A 19721-nucleotide genomic window follows, 5' to 3' on the forward strand; every position below is an offset into this window, starting at 1 on the left:
ACCCTGCGGTGTTCGGTGGGATGGCGCGGGGGCCGAGCCGGGCTGTGCCGGGCTGTGCCGGGTCGTGCCGGGCTGTGCCGGGTCGTGCCGGGCTGTGCCGGGTCGTGCCGGGCCGGGCCGGGTCGGCCACCGCCGAACGGCCGCCGTCCGTCGGCGGGCTGCCGACAGGCGATCAGTGGGCCGGAGCGGGACAATCGGATCAGAACCGATGCCCGGAGGCGCGGATGACAGGCGGCACAGGCGGCACAGGCAGCCAGTCAGCCCTCGGCCGGCCCTGCCTCGCCGACCAGACCGTGGTGGTGATCGGCGGCAGCGCCGGCATCGGGTTCGAGACCGCCCGCCGGGTGCGCGTGGACGGCGGCCGGGTGATCCTGGTGGGCCGCGACCCCGAACGGCTGGAGCGAGCGGCGCGCGAGCTCGACGCCGTGGGCACGGCATCCTTCGACGCCACCGACACCGACCGCCTGAAGCAGTTCTTCGACGACCTGTCCGGCCCGGTCGACCATGTGCTGGTCACGGCCGGCAGCCCCTCCTACGTGCCCCTGGCGGACATTGATCTCACCGCCGCCCGCCGGGAGTTCGGCGACCGCCTGGCCGTGGCCCTCGCGGTCGCCCTCTACAGCCGTGACAGGGTCCGGGCCGGAGGCACGCTGCTGTTCATGGGCGGAACCGGCGGTCGGCGCCCCGGTGTCGGCAAGGCCGTGGTGTCCGCGCTCACCGCGGCCATGCCCGCCCTGACCGCCAACCTGGCCCTCGAACTGGCGCCGATCCGGGTGAACCTCATCGCCGCCGGATTCGTAGACACCCCTTTGTCGGCCGCACTCCTGGGTGATCAGCTCGAAGCCCGGCGCGAGGAACTGCGCGCAACGCTCCCCGTCCGGCGGGTCGTCGGCCCGGCCGACGTGGCTGCCCTGGCCGTGCACATCATGTGCAACGACGCGCTCACCGGCGCCACGTACGACATCGACGGCGGCCAGCAGCTCCTCTCCCACTGACCGCCGGCGTCACCACGCCCAACCGGGCCGGACCTCGTGCTGCTCGGTCCACCTGGCCCTACTTGGTTCCACTTGATTCTTCTACTTGTTGGTCCTACTTGCTGATGGCGAAGCGCATCAGCGCGTGCTCGTCACCCTGCTTGATCTTCCCCGTCACATTGATCACCTCGAGCTTCCAACTGCCGCCGACCCGCATGGCCTTGGCCACGGCGCAGCCGTTGTCCTGGGAGAGCAGGCTCGGCCAGATGTCGGCGACCTGCTGGGAGCTGCCCCCGGTCGCGTCGTAGACCTTGAAGCTGATGTTGCGCGCCTTCTGGAAGGAACTGCCCTTCTTGAAGGCGGCGGCGACGAACACGATCGAGGTGATCTGCTGCGGGATCCGCGCGAACTCGACCGTCACGGTCTCGTCGTCCCCGTCCCCGCGCCCGGTCTGGTTGTCACCGCTGTGGACCAACGAGCCGTTGCCCATGGGGTCGAGGGAGTCGAGGCCCGCCAGCCGCACCGGGTCCGACCCCTGCATGGCGACGGCGATCAGGTCGAGGTCGGTGCCGGTCTTGCGGCGGAGTATGCCCACCACCCCACCACTGCTGCCTGAGGTGGGATCCCAGGACACGCCGATGGACAGATGGGTCACTCCGTCCAGATCCGCCGGGCCGTCTTCCTTCGTGAGCGTAATCATGCGTGGGTCATCCTCTGGTGACGGGACTGCGACAACTACGACAGGCAAAGTGTGCCTGCAGGCCTTGGCGTCCCACCCGACTGGTCCGTCCGGTCGCGGGATCGGGAGGGGGCCGCCGGACTGAGGGACGCCCGCAGGCTCCGGAAAGGTTCGCCGTCGGCTCGCTGCGCCCCGCGGGGCGCCAGGTGTTGGTGGGGTCACTGGTGTGCCTGCTGGGGCACCTGGGGCCTCGGGGGCACGCTGGACTGGGTCCCCGCGCGGGTGTTCAGGCCCGTCGGGCGCTTCCCGAGGACCCTCTTCCGGTGGATCCTCGTGGGACGCGTGCGGTGGAAGTGCCGCACGATGCCCAGGCCCGGGTGGCCCGGCGGGAACCGCCCGGCCGCGGGACACGTACTCTTGGTAGCAGCAGGACCCCTCTCACGAAGGACTGAACGACACTGGGCAAGCGACAGCCCGAAGGCCCGCCGCCCGCACCCGCGGTGCAGCGCATCCGACTGCGCTACACCAAGCGCGGCCGCCTCCGGTTCACCAGCCACCGTGACTTCCAGCGCGCCTTCGAGCGTGCGCTGCGCCGTGCCGAGGTGCCGATGGCGTACTCGGCGGGGTTCACGCCGCACCCGAAGGTGTCGTACGCCAATGCCGCACCCACCGGCACGGGCAGTGAGGCGGAGTATCTGGAGATCGCGCTCACCGCGCCCCGCGACCCGGAGCAGCTGCGCGTCCTCCTCGACGAGTCGTTGCCCGCCGGGCTCGACGTCATCGAGGCGGTCGAGGCCCGTACGTCCGGACTCTCCGACCGGCTGACGGCTTCCGTGTGGGAGCTGCGGCTGGACGGCGTGGACCCGGCCGAGGCCGAGTGCGCGGTCGCGGCCTTCAACGGCGCCGGGACCGTCGAGGTCCAGCGCATGACCAAGAACGGCATGCGCACCTTCGACGCCCGGCCCGCGGTCGTGACCTTGCAGAGCGTGACAACACAGAGTCAGCGGGCTGATAGGCCCAGCGACCAGCCCTGTGCGATACTGCGGCTGGTTGTTCGGCACGTGACGCCTGCCGTACGACCCGACGACGTCCTGTCCGGTCTCCGCGCCGTGGCCGACCTGGCGCCGCCGGTCCCCGCAGCGGTGACCAGGCTGGCGCAGGGGCTGTTCGATGAAGAGACCGGCACGGTGACCGACCCGCTCGCGCCCGACCGCGAGGCAGACCCGGCCGCCCCGGCCACATCCGCAGGGGCCGCCGAACCTGCCGCCGCGAAGGCGTCGGCGTAAGGAAGGTTCCGCGTAGGGACGGACGTCGAAAGCGCCGCCCTCGTACTCGGGAGCCACCTGGGTCGGGCAGCGCACCGACCAGAAGACTTTCGCCAGGCCGTAAGCGACAAGGCGTACGGAACCGGCGAGACAGGACACAGAAAGCTCCCGTGCGGCGCCCGCGCCCCGGACGGCGGCACCGCGCACCGCGCGAGCCGCGGACGTCAACGGCATTCGCTGCCGGACCAGGCGCGGCGCCCGGGAGCCTGACGGGAGATACGCCCGCATGCTCGAACCGATCGAACCCGCCGAGGGTTCCGAAGAACTGAACACCCCCAGCGACACCCTGCCGCCGCGTCGTCGGCGCCGTGCCGCCTCCCGCCCGGCGGGCCCGCCCGCCGCCGCCGAGGCCCCGGCCGAGATCACCGAGCCGGCCATACCGGCCGCGGAGTCCGCCGAGCTCACGGACGAGGAGACCGCCGGTCCGGAGCAGGCCGCTGGGATTGCCGAGGACGCCGGGACCGCTGTTGCCGGCGAGGACACCGAGGGTGTCGAGGCCGCCGCGGAAACCGAGGCGGAGGGCACCGGGGCCGAGGAGGCCGCTGAGGCCGAGCCGGCTGCGGAGGCCGAACAGGCCGAAGCCGCCCCGGCATCCGCTTCCGCGCGCCGTACGCGGCGTCGGGCCTCCGCGCCCGCCGGGGCGCCGAAGACCGACCAGAGCGAGACGGCCGCCGAGACGGTCGTACCGGCTGCCGCCGAGACCCCTGCCGCCGCCGACCGGACCGCCGCCGGGACGCTCGCCGCGGCCGCCGAGACCGGCGGTGGGTTCGTCGAGGTGGGCGAGGAGGCCGCTCCGCGGCGTACCCGCCGCCGGGCCACGCGCCGCGCCTCGGCGCCCGCCGGGGCTCCGACCGGAGCCGAGGCGCCCGAGACCGTCGTGCCGGTGACCGCCGAGCCCGCCGAGAAGCCCGAGGTGCCTGCCGGGGCCACCGAGGCGCCCGCCGCTGCCGAGGCCGCACCTGCCGTTGCCGAAGCCGCCCCTGCCACCGAAGAGGCCGCACCTGCCGGCCGTACCCGCCGCCGGGCGACTCGCCGTGTCTCCGCGCCCACGGCCGCGCCGCAGCCGGCCCCGGCGGAAGTAAGCACTCCGGCTTCCGAGGGCGCCCCGGCCGCCGCGACCGTCGCCGATGAGACGCAGGCCGCCGTCGAGGCCCCTGCCGAGACGCCGGCCGCCGAGGAGGGCGCGCCGCGCAGGGTCCGTCGCCGGGCCACGCGCCGTGTGACCGCGCCCGCCGGTGGTCCCGAGACCGAGGAGGCGCCCATGGCCGCCGCCGAGAGCAGTTCGGCGGACAGCGCCGAGCAGGCCGACACCGCCGCCTCGCAGCCGGCCGAGGCACTACAGGCCGTCGCGGCCGAGCCCGCGCAGCCGTCCGCCGAGGCGCCGCAGGCCCCTGCCGCCGAGGAGGCCGGAGCGCGCCGCACCCGGCGCCGGGTCGTCCGGCGCGCCGCGACCGGGTTCTCCGAGCCCGCGCAGTCCGCCGGCGGCGAGACTTTGGAAGCCACCGAGGCGGAGGAGCCCCGTCGGCCCGCGCGGCCCGCCGTGGCCGTCTTCCAGGCGCCCGTCTTCACCGAACCGCAGTTCCAGACCCCGCAGCGGGCCGCCGCCGAAGCGGCCGCCGAGGCCGCGGAGCCCGAGGAGTTCCCGGAGGAGCAGCCCGAGCAGCCGGAGCAGGCCGAGCAGTCTGAGCAGGCCGGCTCGCGTCGGCGCCGCCGTCGCCGGGGCGGCTACGGCGAGGACGCCGAGGCCCGGACCGCCGAGAGTGCCGAGGAGGACGAGGAGGCCGAGGAACCGGCCGAGGCGGAGGACGCCGCCGACGGCGAGGACGCCGAGGACACCGGCTCGCGCCGCCGCCGTCGCCGCGGAGGCCGTCGCCGTCGCCGGGGTGACTCCGGGGAGCCCACCGGGGACGAGGAGCAGGACGAGGCCGACGAGCTCGCCGCCGAGCAGGTCGCGCAGGACGCCGAGGACACCGCCGAGCAGGTCGAGGAGGACAGCGAGGAGGCCGACGAGGCCGAGGAGGAGGACGGCCGCGAGTCGACCGGTGCCGGCGGCTCCAGCAGCAGCCGCCGTCGCCGTCGCCGTCGCCGCCGCGCCGGTGACACGGCCACGGACGGCGAGCCGTCCTCCGACGACCCCGAGCGCACCGTCGTCAAGGTCCGCGAGCCCCGCAAGGCCGCCGAGCCGTCCGACGAGGTGCAGTCCATCAAGGGCTCGACCCGCCTGGAGGCCAAGAAGCAGCGCCGCCGCGAAGGCCGCGAGCAGGGCCGCCGCCGCGTTCCGATCATCACCGAGGCCGAGTTCCTGGCCCGCCGCGAGGCCGTCGAGCGCGTGATGGTCGTCCGGCAGCACGGTGACCGTACGCAGATCGGCGTTCTCGAGGACGGCGTGCTCGTCGAGCACTACGTCAACAAGGAGCAGTCGACCTCGTACGTCGGCAACGTCTACCTCGGCAAGGTGCAGAACGTGCTGCCGTCGATGGAGGCCGCCTTCATCGACATCGGCAAGGGCCGCAACGCCGTCCTGTACGCGGGCGAGGTCAACTTCGAGGCGCTGGGCATGGCGAACGGCCCGCGGCGCATCGAGTCCGCCCTCAAGTCCGGGCAGTCCGTGCTCGTCCAGGTGACGAAGGACCCGATCGGCCACAAGGGCGCCCGCCTGACCAGCCAGGTCTCCCTCCCGGGCCGCTACCTCGTGTACGTCCCCGAGGGCTCGATGACCGGCATCAGCCGCAAGCTGCCCGACACCGAGCGGGCCCGGCTGAAGACCATCCTCAAGAAGATCGTCCCCGAGGACGCGGGCGTCATCGTGCGCACCGCCGCCGAGGGCGCCAGCGAGGACGAACTGCGCCGGGACGTCGAGCGGCTGCAGGGGCAGTGGGAGGACATCCGGAAGAAGTCCAAGAGCGGCGGCGGCTCAAGTGCGCCTTCGCTGCTGTACGGCGAGCCGGACATGACCGTCCGGGTCGTGCGCGACATCTTCAACGAGGACTTCTCCAAGGTCATCGTCAGCGGCGACGAGGCATGGGAGACGATCCACGGCTACGTCTCGCACGTGGCGCCGGACCTGGCGCCGCGCCTGCAGAGGTGGACCAGCGAGGTCGACGCCTTCGCCACGTACCGGATCGACGAGCAGCTGGCCAAGGCGCTGGACCGCAAGGTCTGGCTGCCCAGCGGCGGTTCGCTGGTGATCGACCGGACCGAGGCGATGGTCGTCATCGACGTCAACACGGGCAAGTTCACCGGTCAGGGCGGCAACCTGGAGGAGACCGTCACCAGGAACAACCTGGAGGCGGCGGAGGAGATCGTGCGCCAGCTGCGGCTGCGCGACCTCGGCGGCATCATCGTCATCGACTTCATCGACATGGTGCTGGAGTCCAACCGGGACCTGGTGCTGCGGCGCCTGCTGGAGTGCCTGGGCCGGGACCGTACGAAGCACCAGGTCGCCGAGGTGACCTCGCTGGGCCTGGTCCAGATGACCCGCAAGCGCGTCGGACAGGGCCTTCTGGAGTCCTTCTCCGAGACCTGCGTCCACTGCAACGGCCGCGGTGTCATCGTCCACATGGACCAGGCGGCGGCCGCCGGAGGCGGCGGGGGCAAGCGCCGCAAGCGCGCCCGCGCGGGTGCGGAGCAGCCGCACGAGCACGAGGCCGTCGCCACGGTGGTCGCCGAGACCGCCGAGGAGGAGGCCGAGACCGAGGCGGAGATCGTCGCCGAGGTCGCCGAGCCGGTGGCGCTGCCCGCGCCCGAGATGGCACCCGACGAGGAGCTGTACAGCAGCGTCGCCGAGGCGGAGGCCGCGGCCACGCGTGGCCGGACGCGGCGCCGGGCGAGCCGGCGGGCGTCCGCGCCCGCGGGTGCGCCGCGGACCGATCGCCGTACGGCCGCGTCGGGGGCCGATGCCCGCGGCGGAGCGCCCAAGGTCGAGGCGGACGGGGGCACCCCGGCTCCGACCGCGCAGGACGTGACCGCCGCGGAGGAGACCGAGCGCCCGGTCGTGCCGGAGCCGGCCGTCGCGGCGCAGGCCGAGCCGGTGGCCGCCGAGGACCCGGTCGTCGAGGCGTCCGCGGTCACGGCTCCGGCGGCCGACGACGCCGCCACCGGCGAGGCCGCGCCCAAGGGCCGCAGCCGCCGCCGGGTGACCCGCAAGGTCTCCGCACCGGCCGGTTCCCCGGCAGGCGCCGAGGCGGCCGTGGTGACGGTCGCCGAGCCCGCGCCGACGGCTGCCGAGCCGCAGGCCGAGGCCGCCCCGGTGGCCAAGCCCGAGGCGTCCGCCGAGAGCGCCGCCCCGGCCCGTCCGCGCCGTCGTGCCGTGCGCAGGGCGACCGCTCCGACCGCCTCCGACGAGACGGCCGTGGTGGTCGTCCCGGCGGCCGCGGCCGACGAGGCCGCGGCCGTGGAGACGCCCGCGCAGGAGCCCGTCGCGGCCGAGGCTCCGGCGGCGGAGGCCGCCGACGTCACCGACGCCGGCGAGGCGGACGCGGAGGCGGCTCCGGCCAAGAAGACGGCCCGCAAGGCCGCCAAGAAGGCCACGGCGAAGAAGGCCGCCACGAAGAAGACGGCGGCCAAGAAGACCGCCGCCAAGAAGGCCACGGCCAAGAAGGCGGCGAAGACCGCCAAGACGGCCGCGGCCACGAAGAAGACGGCGTCGAAGAAGACCGCGGCGGCACAGCAGACGCTGTCCTCCGTCTCGGCCTCCACCGACGAGAGCTGACGCCCGTCAGCGCCGCGGGTGTGCGTCCGGTCGCCGTGACCGGACGCACACCGGCGGGGCCCGGCCCGGTTTGACCCCTTCGGCCGCGGCCCCGTAACCTTGACCGTCGGCGTGTCCACTGACACGCCACATCCCCGTAAACCTCATCCTCCCGGGCACAGGGTTGGCCGGGAGAGGCTGTCCGTTCGCCGGGCGGCTGGCCTGCGGGGGTGCCGTTTCCCGAGCGAGAGAGTGAGATCCGCGTGTACGCCATCGTGCGCAGCGGTGGTCGCCAGCACAAGGTTGCTGTCGGCGACATCGTTGAGGTTGACAAGATTTCCACTGCCAAGGTTGGCGACACGGTCGAGCTCTCGACCCTGCTCGTTGTCGACGGCGACGCCGTGACCAGCGACCCGTGGGTGCTGGCCGGCATCAAGGTCCAGGCCGAGGTCGTGGACCACCACAAGGGCCAGAAGATCGACATTCTGCGCTACAAGAACAAGACCGGCTACCGCCGTCGCCAGGGCCACCGCCAGCAGTACACGGCGATCAAGGTCACTGAGATCCCCACGGCTGCGAAGTAAGGGACTGAGGAGAAATGGCACACAAGAAGGGCGCATCGTCCACCCGGAACGGTCGCGACTCCAACGCCCAGCGGCTCGGCGTGAAGCGCTTCGGCGGTCAGGTCGTCAACGCGGGTGAGATCCTGGTCCGCCAGCGCGGCACCCACTTCCACCCGGGTGCGGGCGTCGGCCGTGGCGGCGACGACACGCTGTTCGCGCTGCAGGCCGGTGCGGTGGAGTTCGGTACCCACCGTGGCCGCAAGGTCGTGAACATCGTTCCGGTCGCCTGACCCGAACGTTTCGCTTTCGCGAGGCGGACCTCACTTCCCGGTCGGGAAGGCGGTCCGCCTTTCGCGTGTTGTTGACAAGACATTCCCGTACGTTCCTGGAGGCACTGAACCATGACCACCTTCGTGGACCGCGTCGAGTTGTACGTCGCCGCGGGTAACGGAGGCCACGGCTGTGCCTCCGTCCACCGTGAGAAGTTCAAGCCGCTCGGCGGCCCGGACGGCGGCAACGGCGGCCGCGGCGGAGACGTGACCCTCATCGTCGACCAGTCCGTCACCACGCTGCTCGACTACCACCACTCCCCGCACCGCAAGGCCACCAACGGCAAGCCCGGCGAGGGCGGCAACCGCTCCGGCAAGGACGGCGAGGACCTGGTCCTGCCGGTCCCGGACGGCACGGTCGTGCTGGACAAGGCGGGCAACGTGCTCGCCGACCTGGTCGGCCACGGCACCTCGTACGTCGCCGCGCAGGGCGGCCGGGGCGGCCTCGGCAACGCGGCGCTGGCCTCGGCGCGGCGCAAGGCGCCCGGCTTCGCCCTGCTCGGCGAGCCGGGGGACGTGCAGGACATCGTCCTGGAGCTGAAGACCGTCGCCGACGTGGCGCTGGTCGGCTACCCGAGCGCGGGCAAGTCCTCCCTGATCTCCGTGCTCAGCGCGGCCAAGCCGAAGATCGCGGACTACCCGTTCACCACCCTCGTGCCCAACCTGGGCGTGGTGACGGCCGGCTCGACCGTCTACACCATCGCCGACGTGCCGGGACTCATCCCGGGCGCCAGCCGGGGCAAGGGCCTGGGCCTGGAGTTCCTGCGGCACGTGGAGCGGTGCAGCGTGCTCGTGCACGTGCTGGACACGGCGACCCTGGAGTCCGACCGCGACCCGGTCTCCGACCTCGACGTCATCGAGGAGGAACTGCGGCAGTACGGCGGACTCGACAACCGTCCCCGCATCGTGGTCCTCAACAAGATCGACGTGCCCGACGGCAAGGACCTCGCCGAGATGGTCCGCCCCGACCTGGAGGCGCGCGGCTACCGCGTCTTCGAGGTGTCCGCGGTGGCGCACACGGGCCTGAAGGAGCTGTCGTTCGCGCTGGCCGAGCTGGTCGCCCGGGCACGCGCCGCCAGGCCGAAGGAGGAGGCGACGCGGATCGTCATCCGGCCGAAGGCGGTCGACGACGCCGGCTTCACCGTCACGCGGGAGGACGAGGGGCTGTTCCGGGTGCGCGGCGAGAAGCCCGAGCGCTGGGTGCGGCAGACCGACTTCAACAACGACGAGGCCGTCGGCTACCTCGCCGACCGGCTCAACCGCCTCGGTGTGGAAGAGGAGTTGATGAAGGCGGGTGCCCGGACCGGTGACGGCGTCGCCATCGGCCCCGAGGAGAACGCGGTGGTCTTCGACTGGGAGCCGTCCGTGATGGCCGGCGCCGAGATGCTGGGCCGCCGCGGCGAGGACCACCGCTTCGAGGCCCCCCGCCCGGCCGCGCAGCGCCGCCGGGACCGGCAGGCGGAACGGGACGAGGCGCAGCAGGAGTTCGACGGATTCGAGCCGTTCTGACGCACGCCCCCTTCTGACGCACGCCCCGTTCCGAAACGCCCGGGAGCCGAGGACCGTTCCTCGGCTCCCGGGCGTTCACGCAGGGTCCTCCCGGCGGCTCAGCGCTCCAGGAATGCGGGCCCGGGTCATCCGGCCTCTGTGCGGGTGCCGAAGAAGCGGTCCACGATCCGGGCGGCGGCGTCCCCCCGGTCGTACTCGCCGTACTGGGACATGAACTCCTTGAGCCGCCCCTCGTGTTCGCGGGCGAGCGCGTCCAGGTCCGACAGGGTGTCGAAGAGCGCCTCCGTCGTCATGGCCACCGGCCCCGGCGCCTGCTGGGACAGGTCGAAGTACGTACCGCGGCTGCTCCTGACGTACTCGTCCCAGTCGTAGGTGTAGAAGACCATCGGCCGCTGCAGCAGCGCGTAGTCGAACATGACGGAGGAGTAGTCGGTGACCAGTACGTCCGCCAGCAGGAAGACGGGCGTGATGTCCGGTTCCTGGCTGACGTTGACCACACGTCCGGCGACCGACGGCGGCAGCGTCACGTTGTTGAGGTAGTGCGTACGGATCAGCAGGGTGAACCGGTCACCGAAGCGGTCGGCGAACTCCTCGACGTCGAACGGGAACTCGAACTTGCGCACCCTCCCGTTCTCCGCCCGGAACGTCGGCGCGTACAGCACCACGGGGCGGTCCCGGCGGATGCCCAGCCGCTGGGCGAGTTCCTCGGCCGCCGGGTCGGGGGAGGCCGACTCCCGCGCCCGCACCAGGGCGTCGTTGCGCGGGTAACCCGTGCGCAGCAGTTTCTCCTCCGGTATCCGGAAGGCGCGCGCCAGCGTCCTCTCGTCGTGCTCACCGCGCACCAGGAAGTGGTCGAAGCGGTCGATCGCCTGCTGGTAGGCCTGCTGCTCGTGCTCGGGCATGACGCGGTACTGCGGCTCGTCGAAGCCCATGCGCTTGAGCGCGGAGCCGTGCCAGGTCTGGATGTAGGTGGTCTCCGGCCGCTTGCTCAGCTTCAGCGGGAAACCCTGGTTGTCGATCCAGAACTCCGCCTGCGCCAGCGCCCTGAGGTAGGGCCAGGACCAGCGGCGCACCAGCTCGACGTCCTTCGGGAACCCGGTGGGACGGTCACCGGCGTACGACCAGATCGCCTTGACCGGCACCTCGCGGCGCCGCAGCTCCTCGTAGACGGCGCGCGGGCTGTCGCTGTACTGCTTGCCGAGGTGGCTCTCGAAGACCACGGTCCCCTTGCGGACGGGCAGCAGCCGGATCATCCGGTGGTACGCCTCGATCTTGCGCGGACCGGAGTGGAGGTCCTTGCGCAGCGAGACGGCCTTGCGCACCGCCTTCTTGGCCACCCGGGCGGCCGGGCCCTGCATGTTGCGCTGCAGGAGCAGCGAGGTGCGCCGGGCCAGCCGGCCGTGCTGGGTCAGCCGGAAGGCGAGGTGCCCGTTGGCAGAGGCGTGCGGCTGGATCCGGTCGGCCATCATCCGGCCCAGGCGCGGCCGGATGCGGACCGCTCCGGCACCCTCCAGGTCGGTGCGCCCGGCGGTGAGGCGGCTCGTGGTGCGCTCCCCGTCGACCGTGAGGTGCATGCGCACGTCCCACACGTCGTCGACGACGCCCAGCGGGCGCAGCCTGTTCGCCAGGGGGACCGTGGCCTGCCAGGTCACCGATTCCCCTTCGTGCCGGAGTTCCTGCACGGGGAAGCGGAACGACGACCGCAGGCTCTTGCGCCGGGGACGGAACTCCAGCTCGGCTTCCAGCCGGGCATCGGGCGAGATCACACCGAGCGGATTGACCAGGGCTCCCCCGAGGGTCACGTCCGCGGAGGTCTCCGTGTACCGGGTCACCACGTTGCGCAGGGTGAGGCGCTGGACCGGCCTGTCGTGGTACCCGAGGTCGGTGACGTCGAGGACCTGGCGGCCCAGCGGGTCGTCGAGGTGCTCCGCGCACCAGTAGACACGGCCGTCCTTCTCCACCAGGGGGCTGGAGACCTTGGCCTGGTTGATGAGCGTGTCGATGGCCGGCATGAGGTGCTCCCAGTCCTCACGCAGGAGCAGGTAGGCGCACAGCCGGTGGATCGGGGACAGCTCCGCGTAGGCCGCTTCCGGGAAGTCCTGGATGTAGCCGCGAGCCATCTCCGCGAAGCGGTGCCGGTAGTCGTCGTCCAGGAAGGGCAGGTCCCGCAGGTAGAGGACGAGGTCGTGCTTCAGGAACTTGGTGTCCTTGTGCAGCTTCAGCCGGTCGTGGCCCGCACGGTCGAGGATGCGGTCGATCCTGCGGTGGATCTCCACCCGGTCGGCGAAGTTGTTGATCTCGTGCCGCCGGTTGCTGATCGACTTGGCCTCGGCCTTCTCGATCACGTTCCAGTGGTAGACCGTGCTCGGTATGAGCGTGATCCGGGACGCGGCCAGGTACGCCTGGGCGGAGAACAGCAGGTCCTCGTAGTGGATGCCGCGGGGGAAGGTCAGGCCCTTGTCGACCAGGAACTCACGGCGGTAGCACTTGTTCGTCGACAGGGTGTCGAAGACCATGAGGTCCGGTGTCTCCGCGACCGACTCGAAGGTCCGGGTCTCCCGGTACAGCCAGGGGTACCACTTGACCGTCCTGCCCGTCCTGCTGTCGACGTGGACGCGCAGGCAGAGCCCGGACACGAGATCGGCCCCGGTGCGCTCCGCGGCGTCCAGCATGTTGCGGCAGGCGTTGACCTCAAGGGTGTCGTCGCTGTCGAGGAACATCACATAGCGCCCGCGGGCCACGGCGATGCCCTGGTTGCGCGGCTCGCCGCAACCGCCGCTGTTCTCGGCCAGCCGGATCGCCCGCACCCGCTCCGATCCGGCCGCCAGTCGCTGCGCGACCTCGAAGGAGCCGTCGGTGGAGTGGTCGTCGGCGATGACGACTTCCACGTTGCGCAGGGACTGGTCGAGGACCGACTGCACCGCCGTCGGCAGACGTTCAGCGTCGTTGTACACGATGACGACGACGCTGATGTCGGGTGTTCTGTCGTGGTGCTGGGTCACTGCAGCAGTTACCTCTGACTCAGGGGACGGGGACCGGGGCTGCCGCCTCAGCGTAAATGATTCACTTGAAGTTTCCGTGGGTGAGGTGGCTGGTCAACCACCGTGCCAGGAAGGGCTGGAGGTCCGGTTCGCGGCGTTCGCCGACCGCTTTGTGGCCGACTGGAGAACTTCCTCACAGTCGTCCCCGCCCGTCTTCTTTGCGGTTCTGCCCGAAATGTCGGACTCGATTTTCCTCTGTTCATGGACGAGTCTGCTGTTTCATGACCAAGACCGAGGAGGCACGAGGATGAGCTGGCTGGTCACGGGTGGCGCTGGTTACATCGGCGCGCATGTGGTGCGCGCGATGACCGAGGGCGGCGAGAACGTGGTCGTGTACGACGACCTGTCGACCGGCAGTGCGGACCGGGTTCCCGCAGGTGTGCCGCTGGTGGTGGGCAGTGTGCTGGACCACTCCCTGCTGCAGCAGACGATGCGTGACCATGTGGTGACCGGTGTGGTGCACATCGCCGCCAAGAAGCAGGTGGGCGAGTCGGTGGAGCAGCCTCTCCACTACTACCGGGAGAACGTCACCGGTCTGCAGACCCTCCTGGAGGCGATGACGGCCACCGGCGTCGAAAGGATCGTCTTCTCCTCGTCCGCCGCCGTCTACGGCATGCCGGACGTGGACCTCGTGACCGAGGACACCCCCTGCGCGCCCATGAGCCCGTACGGCGAGACCAAGCTGGTCGGCGAGTGGCTGATCAAGGCCGCCGTGCAGGCCCACGGCCTCAGGGCCGCCTCGCTGCGGTACTTCAACGTGGCCGGGGCCGCCGCCCCCGAACTGTCCGACGCGGGCGTCTTCAACCTCATCCCCATGGTGTTCGAGCGGCTGGAGGCCGGCGAGGCCCCCCGGATCTTCGGGGACGACTACGCCACCGAGGACGGCACCTGCGTCCGGGACTACATCCACGTCCAGGACATCGCCTCCGCCCACCTGGCGGCGGCGCTGCGGCTGAACGAGGCTCCGGCGGGCACCGCGCTCACCCTCAACATCGGCCGTGGCGAGGGCAGTTCCGTCCGGCAGATGGTGGACCGCATCCTCAAGGTGACCGGCAACGAGCACCTGGCCCCCGAGGTGACGGACCGTCGCCCCGGCGACCCGGCACGGGTGGTGGCCTCGGCCGACCGCATCCATGCGGAACTGGGCTGGTCGGCCCGCCACGGCCTGGACGACATGGTCGAGTCCGCCTGGCAGGGGTGGCGTCACCGCCACTCCTGAGGGCGGCCCCGGGACGGTGAACCCGGGTCGGCCGACGGCCCCGCGGGCGACGCGCCCGCGGGGCCGTCCCGTGCGAGGCGGTGTACGTCCCAAGGCGCGGTGTACGTCCCGGAGGCGGCGTGACCGTCCCGGAGGCGTGGCGTCCGTCCCCAAGGCGCCCATGGCGCGGTGGCCGTCCCGGAGGCGCGGTGGTCGTCTCGTGAGTCGTCGCGGGGCCGTCCGAGGAGCGGACCGGCGGGCACGTTGCGTACCTCTTCGCGTAGATTCAAACCGGGCAGCCGGACCGACGTGAGGGGACAGACACCAAGGTGGCAGGGGCAAGGCAGGCCGTGAGCGAGGCCCACAGGATCGTCGTCAAGGTGGGGTCCTCCTCGCTGACCACCGCCGAGGGGGGCCTCGACGCCGATCGCGTCGACGCGCTCGTGGACGTGCTCGCCAAGCACCGCAGCGGCGGGGAGAAGGAGATCGTCCTGGTCTCCTCCGGTGCCATCGCCGCCGGACTGGCGCCCCTCGGCCTGCGCCGCCGCCCCAAGGACCTCGCCCGCCAGCAGGCCGCCGCCAGCGTCGGCCAGGGGCTGCTGGTGGCCCGCTACACCGCCTCCTTCGCCCGCTACGGGGTCCGGGTCGGCCAGGTGCTCCTCACCAGCGACGACATGAGCCGCCGCGCCCACCACCGCAACGCCTCCCGCACCCTGGACAAGCTCCTCGCGATGGGCGCCCTCCCGGTCGTCAACGAGAACGACACCGTCGCCACCGACGAGATCCGCTTCGGCGACAACGACCGGCTCGCGGCCCTGGTCGCCCACCTCGTCCGCGCCGATTTGCTGGTCCTGCTGTCCGACGTGGACGGTGTCTACGACGGTGCCCCCAGCAGGCCGGGCACGTCCCGGATAGCCGAGGTGCGCGGGCCGTCCGACCTGGCGGGCGTGGACATCGGCAGCGCCGGCAAGGCCGGGGTCGGCACCGGCGGCATGGTCACCAAGGTCGAGGCGGCCCGGATCGCGGCCGCCGCAGGCATCCCCGTGGTGCTGACCAGCGCGATCCACGCGGCCGACGCCCTGGCCGGCGGGGACACCGGAACCCTCTTCCACCCCACCGGAAGGCGCTCGGCGGACCGGCTGCTGTGGCTGCAGCACGCCTCCGCCCCGCAGGGCTCGCTGACCCTCGACGACGGGGCGGTCCGCGCGGTCGTGGAACGCCGCAAGTCCCTGCTGCCGGCCGGGATCGCCGCCGTCGAGGGCGAGTTCACCGCAGGCGACCCGGTCGAGCTGCGCGACGCCGAGGGGCGCGCGGTGGCCCGCGGGCTCGTCAACTTCGACGCCAAGGAGATCCCCCGGCTGATCGGCCGCTCGACCCGTGAACTCGCGCGCGAGCTCGGGCCGGCGTACGAACGCGAGGTCGTACACAGGGACGACCTGGTGATCCTGGAGCCCTAATGGTCCGAAACGTCCGGGCGTCGCGGCCCTGAAGGTGGGGGACGTTCCGTAAAACCGCCCCACGGAGCCGTGCGGCCTGCTCCACTTTGTCTCAGGGACAGATTCCGCACGAGCACTGCGTAAAGGAGGCCGTCGTGAGACGAGTGCGCCCTGGGGCGGCGGCGTCCCGCGGTGGTGCAGGCGGGTCCCCCTCCCGCGCGGCGGGCGATGAACGCGCCGAGCGCGCCCTGACCAGCGTGGCGGCCGGGGACCGCTACGAGGAGCCCAGGGACGTGCCCCGGCTGTGGCACGTCACCCTGAGCGTCTCCGGTGAGGAGGCCCCGCTGAAAGAGGTGCGGCGCGGCCTGGAACAGCTCGCCCACGACCACCCCTTCCTGCTGACCAGCCGCTACGCCAACGACCACGCGGAGATCCGCTACTGGGAGGAGGCCCGGGACCTGCACGACGCGGCCGCCGTCGCCCTGCGGCTGTGGGGCGAGCACCGGCAGAGCGCCAAGCTGCCGCCCTGGGAGATCGTCGGCCTGGAGGTCATCGACCGCGAGACCTATCACCAGCGGCTCGCGGAGGGCTACGGTCCGCCGCCCGCGCGGCCGGTGGGGGTTCACCCCTTTTGACCTCGTCTCGGGGTGTGGGACGGCCGATGGGGCGCCTGAGCAGCGCACTACCCTTCCCTCATGACCACGCTCTCGCCGTACGACTCGATGTCCCCGGTCACCCGGGCCGCCTACCGCGCCAAGGCCGCCGCCGCCGATCTCGCGCCGCTGCCGCGCGTGGAGAAGGACGATGCGCTGCTCGCCATCGCGGACGCCCTGGAGGTCCGGACCAGCGAGATCGTCGAGGCCAACGCCAGGGACATCGCCAAGGCCCGCAAGGCCGGCACCAGCGAGGCCATCATCGACCGGCTCACGCTCACCCCGGAGCGGATCCGTGCGATCGCCTCCGACGTGCGCGACGTGGTGGCGCTGCCCGACCCGGTCGGTGAGGTCGTCCGCGGCAACACGCTGCCCAACGGCATGGACCTGCGTCAGGTACGCGTCCCGCTGGGCGTGGTCGGGATCATCTACGAGGCCCGTCCGAACGTCACCGTGGACGCGGCCGCCCTCTGCCTGAAGTCCGGCAACGCGGTGCTGCTGCGCGGCTCGGCCTCCGCGTACGAGTCGAACACCGCCCTGGTCCGGGTGATCCGCGACGCAGTGGGCGGGGCGGGGCTGCCCGCGGACGCCGTGCAGCTGGTGCCCGGCGAGAGCCGGGAGAGCGTGCGCGAGCTGATGCGCGCCCGCGGCCTGGTCGACGTGCTCATCCCGCGCGGCGGCGCCTCGCTGATCCGGACGGTCGTGAGCGAGTCCACCGTCCCGGTGATCGAGACCGGCACCGGCAACTGCCACGTCTACGTCGACGCGCAGGCCGACCTCGACATGGCGGTCGACATCCTGATCAACTCCAAGGCGCAGCGGGTCAGCGTGTGCAACACCGCGGAGACGCTGCTGGTCCACCAGGACATCGCCGCGGAGTTCCTGCCCCGCGCCCTGGACGCGCTCGCCGAGGCCGGGGTGACCGTGCACGCCGACGAGCGGGTCATGGCGTACGCCGAGGACTCCAAGGCGACGGTCGTCGAGGCCACGCCGGAGGACTGGGAGACCGAGTACCTCTCCTACGACATCGCCGCCGCCGTCGTCGACTCACTGGACAGGGCCGTGGAGCACATCCGGCTGTGGAGCTCCGGCCACACCGAGGCGATCGTGACCACCTCCCAGCAGGCCGCCCGCCGCTTCACCCAGCTGGTCGACTCCACCACGGTCGCCGTCAACGCCTCCACCCGCTTCACGGACGGCGGCCAGTTCGGCTTCGGTGCGGAGATCGGCATCTCCACCCAGAAGCTCCACGCCCGCGGGCCGATGGGGCTGCCCGAGCTGACCAGCACGAAGTACATCCTGACGGGAGACGGGCACATCCGGCGCTGAGCCGAGGGGAGCGGGTGCCGGGCGGCGGGTGGAACAGGTTCCGCCCGGCGCCGCCGTCATGTGCCACGACGGCGCGGCAGCGTGCATCCGGCACCGCTCCCGGCCCCGGGCGGTCCGGACATATGCGTCCGGCAGGTGTCAACCCTCGTTCCGCGCCGCAGAAAAGACGTCTCACCAGGCGGATGAATTTCCATACCGTCTGCCCAAATTGACCCCCCAGGTCTACTCTGGATCCGTGCCGGAGGACGTGGGGGGCACGCCGTTCCCTGACGGCTGGGAGCCCGACGACGACCACGACCGCGGGGTGTCGGACGAAGAGTTCGCCTCCGTGGTCTTCGACGAGGCCTTCGTACGGGCGGCCGTGATCCACGAGCCGACCGCCGTCGAACGCCTCCTGGCCGCCGCGCAGGCCAGAGCCGAGGCCTCGGAGGCCGAGGCCCGCAGAGCGCACCCCGCGGGCGAGCACTACGAGGACGGTTACGGCCCCGAGCCACACCCCTTCGGTCATGATCACGACCTCCATGACCTGGACGACACCGACGTCATCGAAAGCCGCTACGGCATCCCGGGACCGTACGGCAAGCAGGTGCGCTGGCACCGACCCGTCGCCTGGATGCTCGCCCTGGTGATGGGCATAGGCATGGTCGCGCTGGCCTTCACGGCGGTCTACCGGGGCGGGTCCTCGGGCAGCCGCGAACGGGTTCCGCCGCCCGCCTCCACCGGCCTGGAACAGGGCAGCGCCGCGGCTCCCTCGGCGTCCGCCGACACCTCCCAGCCACGCGTCTCGGCGGTGCCGCGCACGCCCTGACAAGCCATGCGCGACCTTGGTGAGAACCTGTCAGAACTTGTGGTGTAGCAGCGCGTTTATGCGGGCTCCGGGAGACCTACCCTGAATATATGGGAGGGCCTGGAGACCCACCTGAGGGGACACCCGAGGGCGGCCCCGGAGGTGCGGAGGACGAATACCGATCCGTCGTCTTCGACGAGTCGTTCGTCCGCGCTGCCCGCCTCCAGGAGTACTCCGCGCGCGAGCGCATGACCGACCACACCCCTGCCGTGCGCCGCAGACCGCCCCTGCACCGCGGCCTGTCCCGGCAGGCGCTGATGCTGGTCCTGCTGATCGCCGTCGCCTTCGCCACCGCCATCTACATGGGCGTACGGCACCCGTACCAGACCTCCCAGTCCCTGCATCCGGCCGAGCCGCTGCGGATGACCGTCATCCCCCTGTCCCCGCAGGGCAAGGTGCCCGGGGCCGCCGATCCGGAGTACCTGTACGCGCACAGCCCCGCCGCGCAGTTCAGCGTCGGCGCCGAGGGCATACCGCTGCCCGCGGTCCGGCGTACCGCGCACTTCTCGGACAGCCAGATCGTCGCCGCCCTGAGCATCGCCAAGGACTACCTCGTCGACTCCTCCCTCTACCCGGAGGTGCTCACCGGCGGCCAGGTCCACCCGGCCCGGGCGCTGCTCGACCCCGACCAACTCGACCAGTTCGACCAGAGCTTCGAGCACCCCGCCGCGGACGGCCGGCACGGGCCCACCGGATGGCTGGTCCGCCTCGACCCGACCCGGGCCGAGCTCGCCGACCGCAAGGTGCGGGTGCAGGGCAGCCTGCAGGCCACCGAGGTCGACCCCTCCACCCTTGAAATCACTGGCGACCACACATTCGTATACGCACTGCGGCCGACCGGCTCCAAGGCCGACGCCCCGGCCTCGCTGTTCACCGTGCGGCGCGAGCTGCAGTTCCGCTTCGACCGCGACGACCTGCGGGTCCACCAGGCCCGGCTGGTCGCCTCCTACGCCGAGGCCGGCCCGCTGTCGTGCGCCGAGGACTCCGCGAACCACTTCCGCCCGCTCCTGGCCGGCCAGACCGCCAAGGCCGGCGGCCCGGCCGGAACCGACCCGTACGCGACGGGCAGCGCGACGTCCCTGTGCGGAACTCTGTCGGCCGACGCGCAGCCCAGGGTGTGACCCAAGGTGTGACCCGGGGGCGACTCA

At 72.1% G+C, this 19721-nt stretch carries 14 protein-coding genes; 12 read left to right on the forward strand and 2 right to left on the reverse strand.

Going from position 1 to position 19721, the window contains the following annotated elements; all coding sequences use genetic code 11:
* The first annotated feature begins 224 nt into the window (after positions 1–224).
* Positions 225–995 carry an SDR family oxidoreductase gene (locus AB0A61_RS33355; RefSeq protein WP_361300784.1) on the forward strand — a complete coding sequence of 257 codons (771 nt, stop codon included), beginning with the start codon at positions 225–227 and terminating at the stop codon, positions 993–995.
* Between the two features lie 94 nt (positions 996–1089).
* Here AB0A61_RS33355 and AB0A61_RS33360 read toward each other — a convergent pair whose 3' ends face one another.
* Positions 1090–1674 carry a TerD family protein gene (locus AB0A61_RS33360; protein ID WP_361300787.1) on the reverse strand — a complete coding sequence of 195 codons (585 nt, stop codon included), beginning with the start codon at positions 1672–1674 and terminating at the stop codon, positions 1090–1092.
* A 479-nt stretch (positions 1675–2153) separates the two neighbouring features.
* Here AB0A61_RS33360 and AB0A61_RS33365 point away from each other — a divergent pair, with 479 nt between their 5' ends.
* The 5 genes from AB0A61_RS33365 (at position 2154) to obgE (ending at position 10069) form a co-directional block, all read left to right on the forward strand.
* Positions 2154–2939: a TIGR03936 family radical SAM-associated protein gene (locus AB0A61_RS33365; RefSeq protein WP_361300790.1), complete on the forward strand. Its 786-nt coding sequence runs from the start codon at positions 2154–2156 to the stop codon at positions 2937–2939.
* Positions 2940–3204: 265 nt separating this feature from the next.
* Positions 3205–7689 carry an Rne/Rng family ribonuclease gene (locus AB0A61_RS33370; RefSeq protein ID WP_361300793.1) on the forward strand — a complete coding sequence of 1495 codons (4485 nt, stop codon included), beginning with the start codon at positions 3205–3207 and terminating at the stop codon, positions 7687–7689.
* A 242-nt stretch (positions 7690–7931) separates the two neighbouring features.
* On the forward strand, positions 7932–8252 hold the full coding sequence (gene rplU, locus AB0A61_RS33375; RefSeq protein WP_003990208.1) for a 50S ribosomal protein L21: 321 nt from the start codon (positions 7932–7934) through the stop codon (positions 8250–8252).
* A gap of 14 nt (positions 8253–8266) precedes the next feature.
* Positions 8267–8521, forward strand: a complete 255-nt coding sequence (rpmA, locus tag AB0A61_RS33380; protein ID WP_023550764.1) for a 50S ribosomal protein L27 — start codon at positions 8267–8269, stop codon at positions 8519–8521.
* A gap of 111 nt (positions 8522–8632) precedes the next feature.
* Entirely contained in the window at positions 8633–10069 is a 1437-nt protein-coding gene (obgE, locus tag AB0A61_RS33385; RefSeq protein WP_361300796.1) for a GTPase ObgE, read from the forward strand.
* Positions 10070–10194: 125 nt separating this feature from the next.
* Here obgE and AB0A61_RS33390 read toward each other — a convergent pair whose 3' ends face one another.
* Positions 10195–13071: a CDP-glycerol glycerophosphotransferase family protein gene (locus AB0A61_RS33390; protein ID WP_361300799.1), complete on the reverse strand. Its 2877-nt coding sequence runs from the start codon at positions 13069–13071 to the stop codon at positions 10195–10197.
* Positions 13072–13357: 286 nt separating this feature from the next.
* On the opposite strand from AB0A61_RS33390, the gene galE reads away from it, so the two are divergent.
* From galE to AB0A61_RS33420, 6 genes are all read left to right on the forward strand, one after another.
* The gene (galE, locus tag AB0A61_RS33395) at positions 13358–14329 is read left to right on the forward strand and encodes a UDP-glucose 4-epimerase GalE (protein WP_361300802.1); all 972 of its coding nucleotides are present in this window, start codon (positions 13358–13360) and stop codon (positions 14327–14329) included.
* A 308-nt stretch (positions 14330–14637) separates the two neighbouring features.
* Positions 14638–15765, forward strand: a complete 1128-nt coding sequence (gene proB, locus AB0A61_RS33400; RefSeq protein WP_361300805.1) for a glutamate 5-kinase — start codon at positions 14638–14640, stop codon at positions 15763–15765.
* A 143-nt stretch (positions 15766–15908) separates the two neighbouring features.
* On the forward strand, positions 15909–16379 hold the full coding sequence (locus tag AB0A61_RS33405; protein WP_361300856.1) for a hypothetical protein: 471 nt from the start codon (positions 15909–15911) through the stop codon (positions 16377–16379).
* A 60-nt stretch (positions 16380–16439) separates the two neighbouring features.
* The gene (locus tag AB0A61_RS33410) at positions 16440–17726 is read left to right on the forward strand and encodes a glutamate-5-semialdehyde dehydrogenase (protein WP_361300808.1); all 1287 of its coding nucleotides are present in this window, start codon (positions 16440–16442) and stop codon (positions 17724–17726) included.
* Positions 17727–17961: 235 nt separating this feature from the next.
* The gene (locus tag AB0A61_RS33415; protein WP_361300811.1) at positions 17962–18534 is read left to right on the forward strand and encodes a hypothetical protein; all 573 of its coding nucleotides are present in this window, start codon (positions 17962–17964) and stop codon (positions 18532–18534) included.
* An 89-nt stretch (positions 18535–18623) separates the two neighbouring features.
* Positions 18624–19694: a hypothetical protein gene (locus AB0A61_RS33420; RefSeq protein WP_361300814.1), complete on the forward strand. Its 1071-nt coding sequence runs from the start codon at positions 18624–18626 to the stop codon at positions 19692–19694.
* The last annotated feature ends 27 nt before the right edge of the window (positions 19695–19721 follow it).

Source organism: Streptomyces sp. NPDC046197 (assembly GCF_040646295.1).
GTDB lineage: Bacteria > Actinomycetota > Actinomycetes > Streptomycetales > Streptomycetaceae > Streptomyces.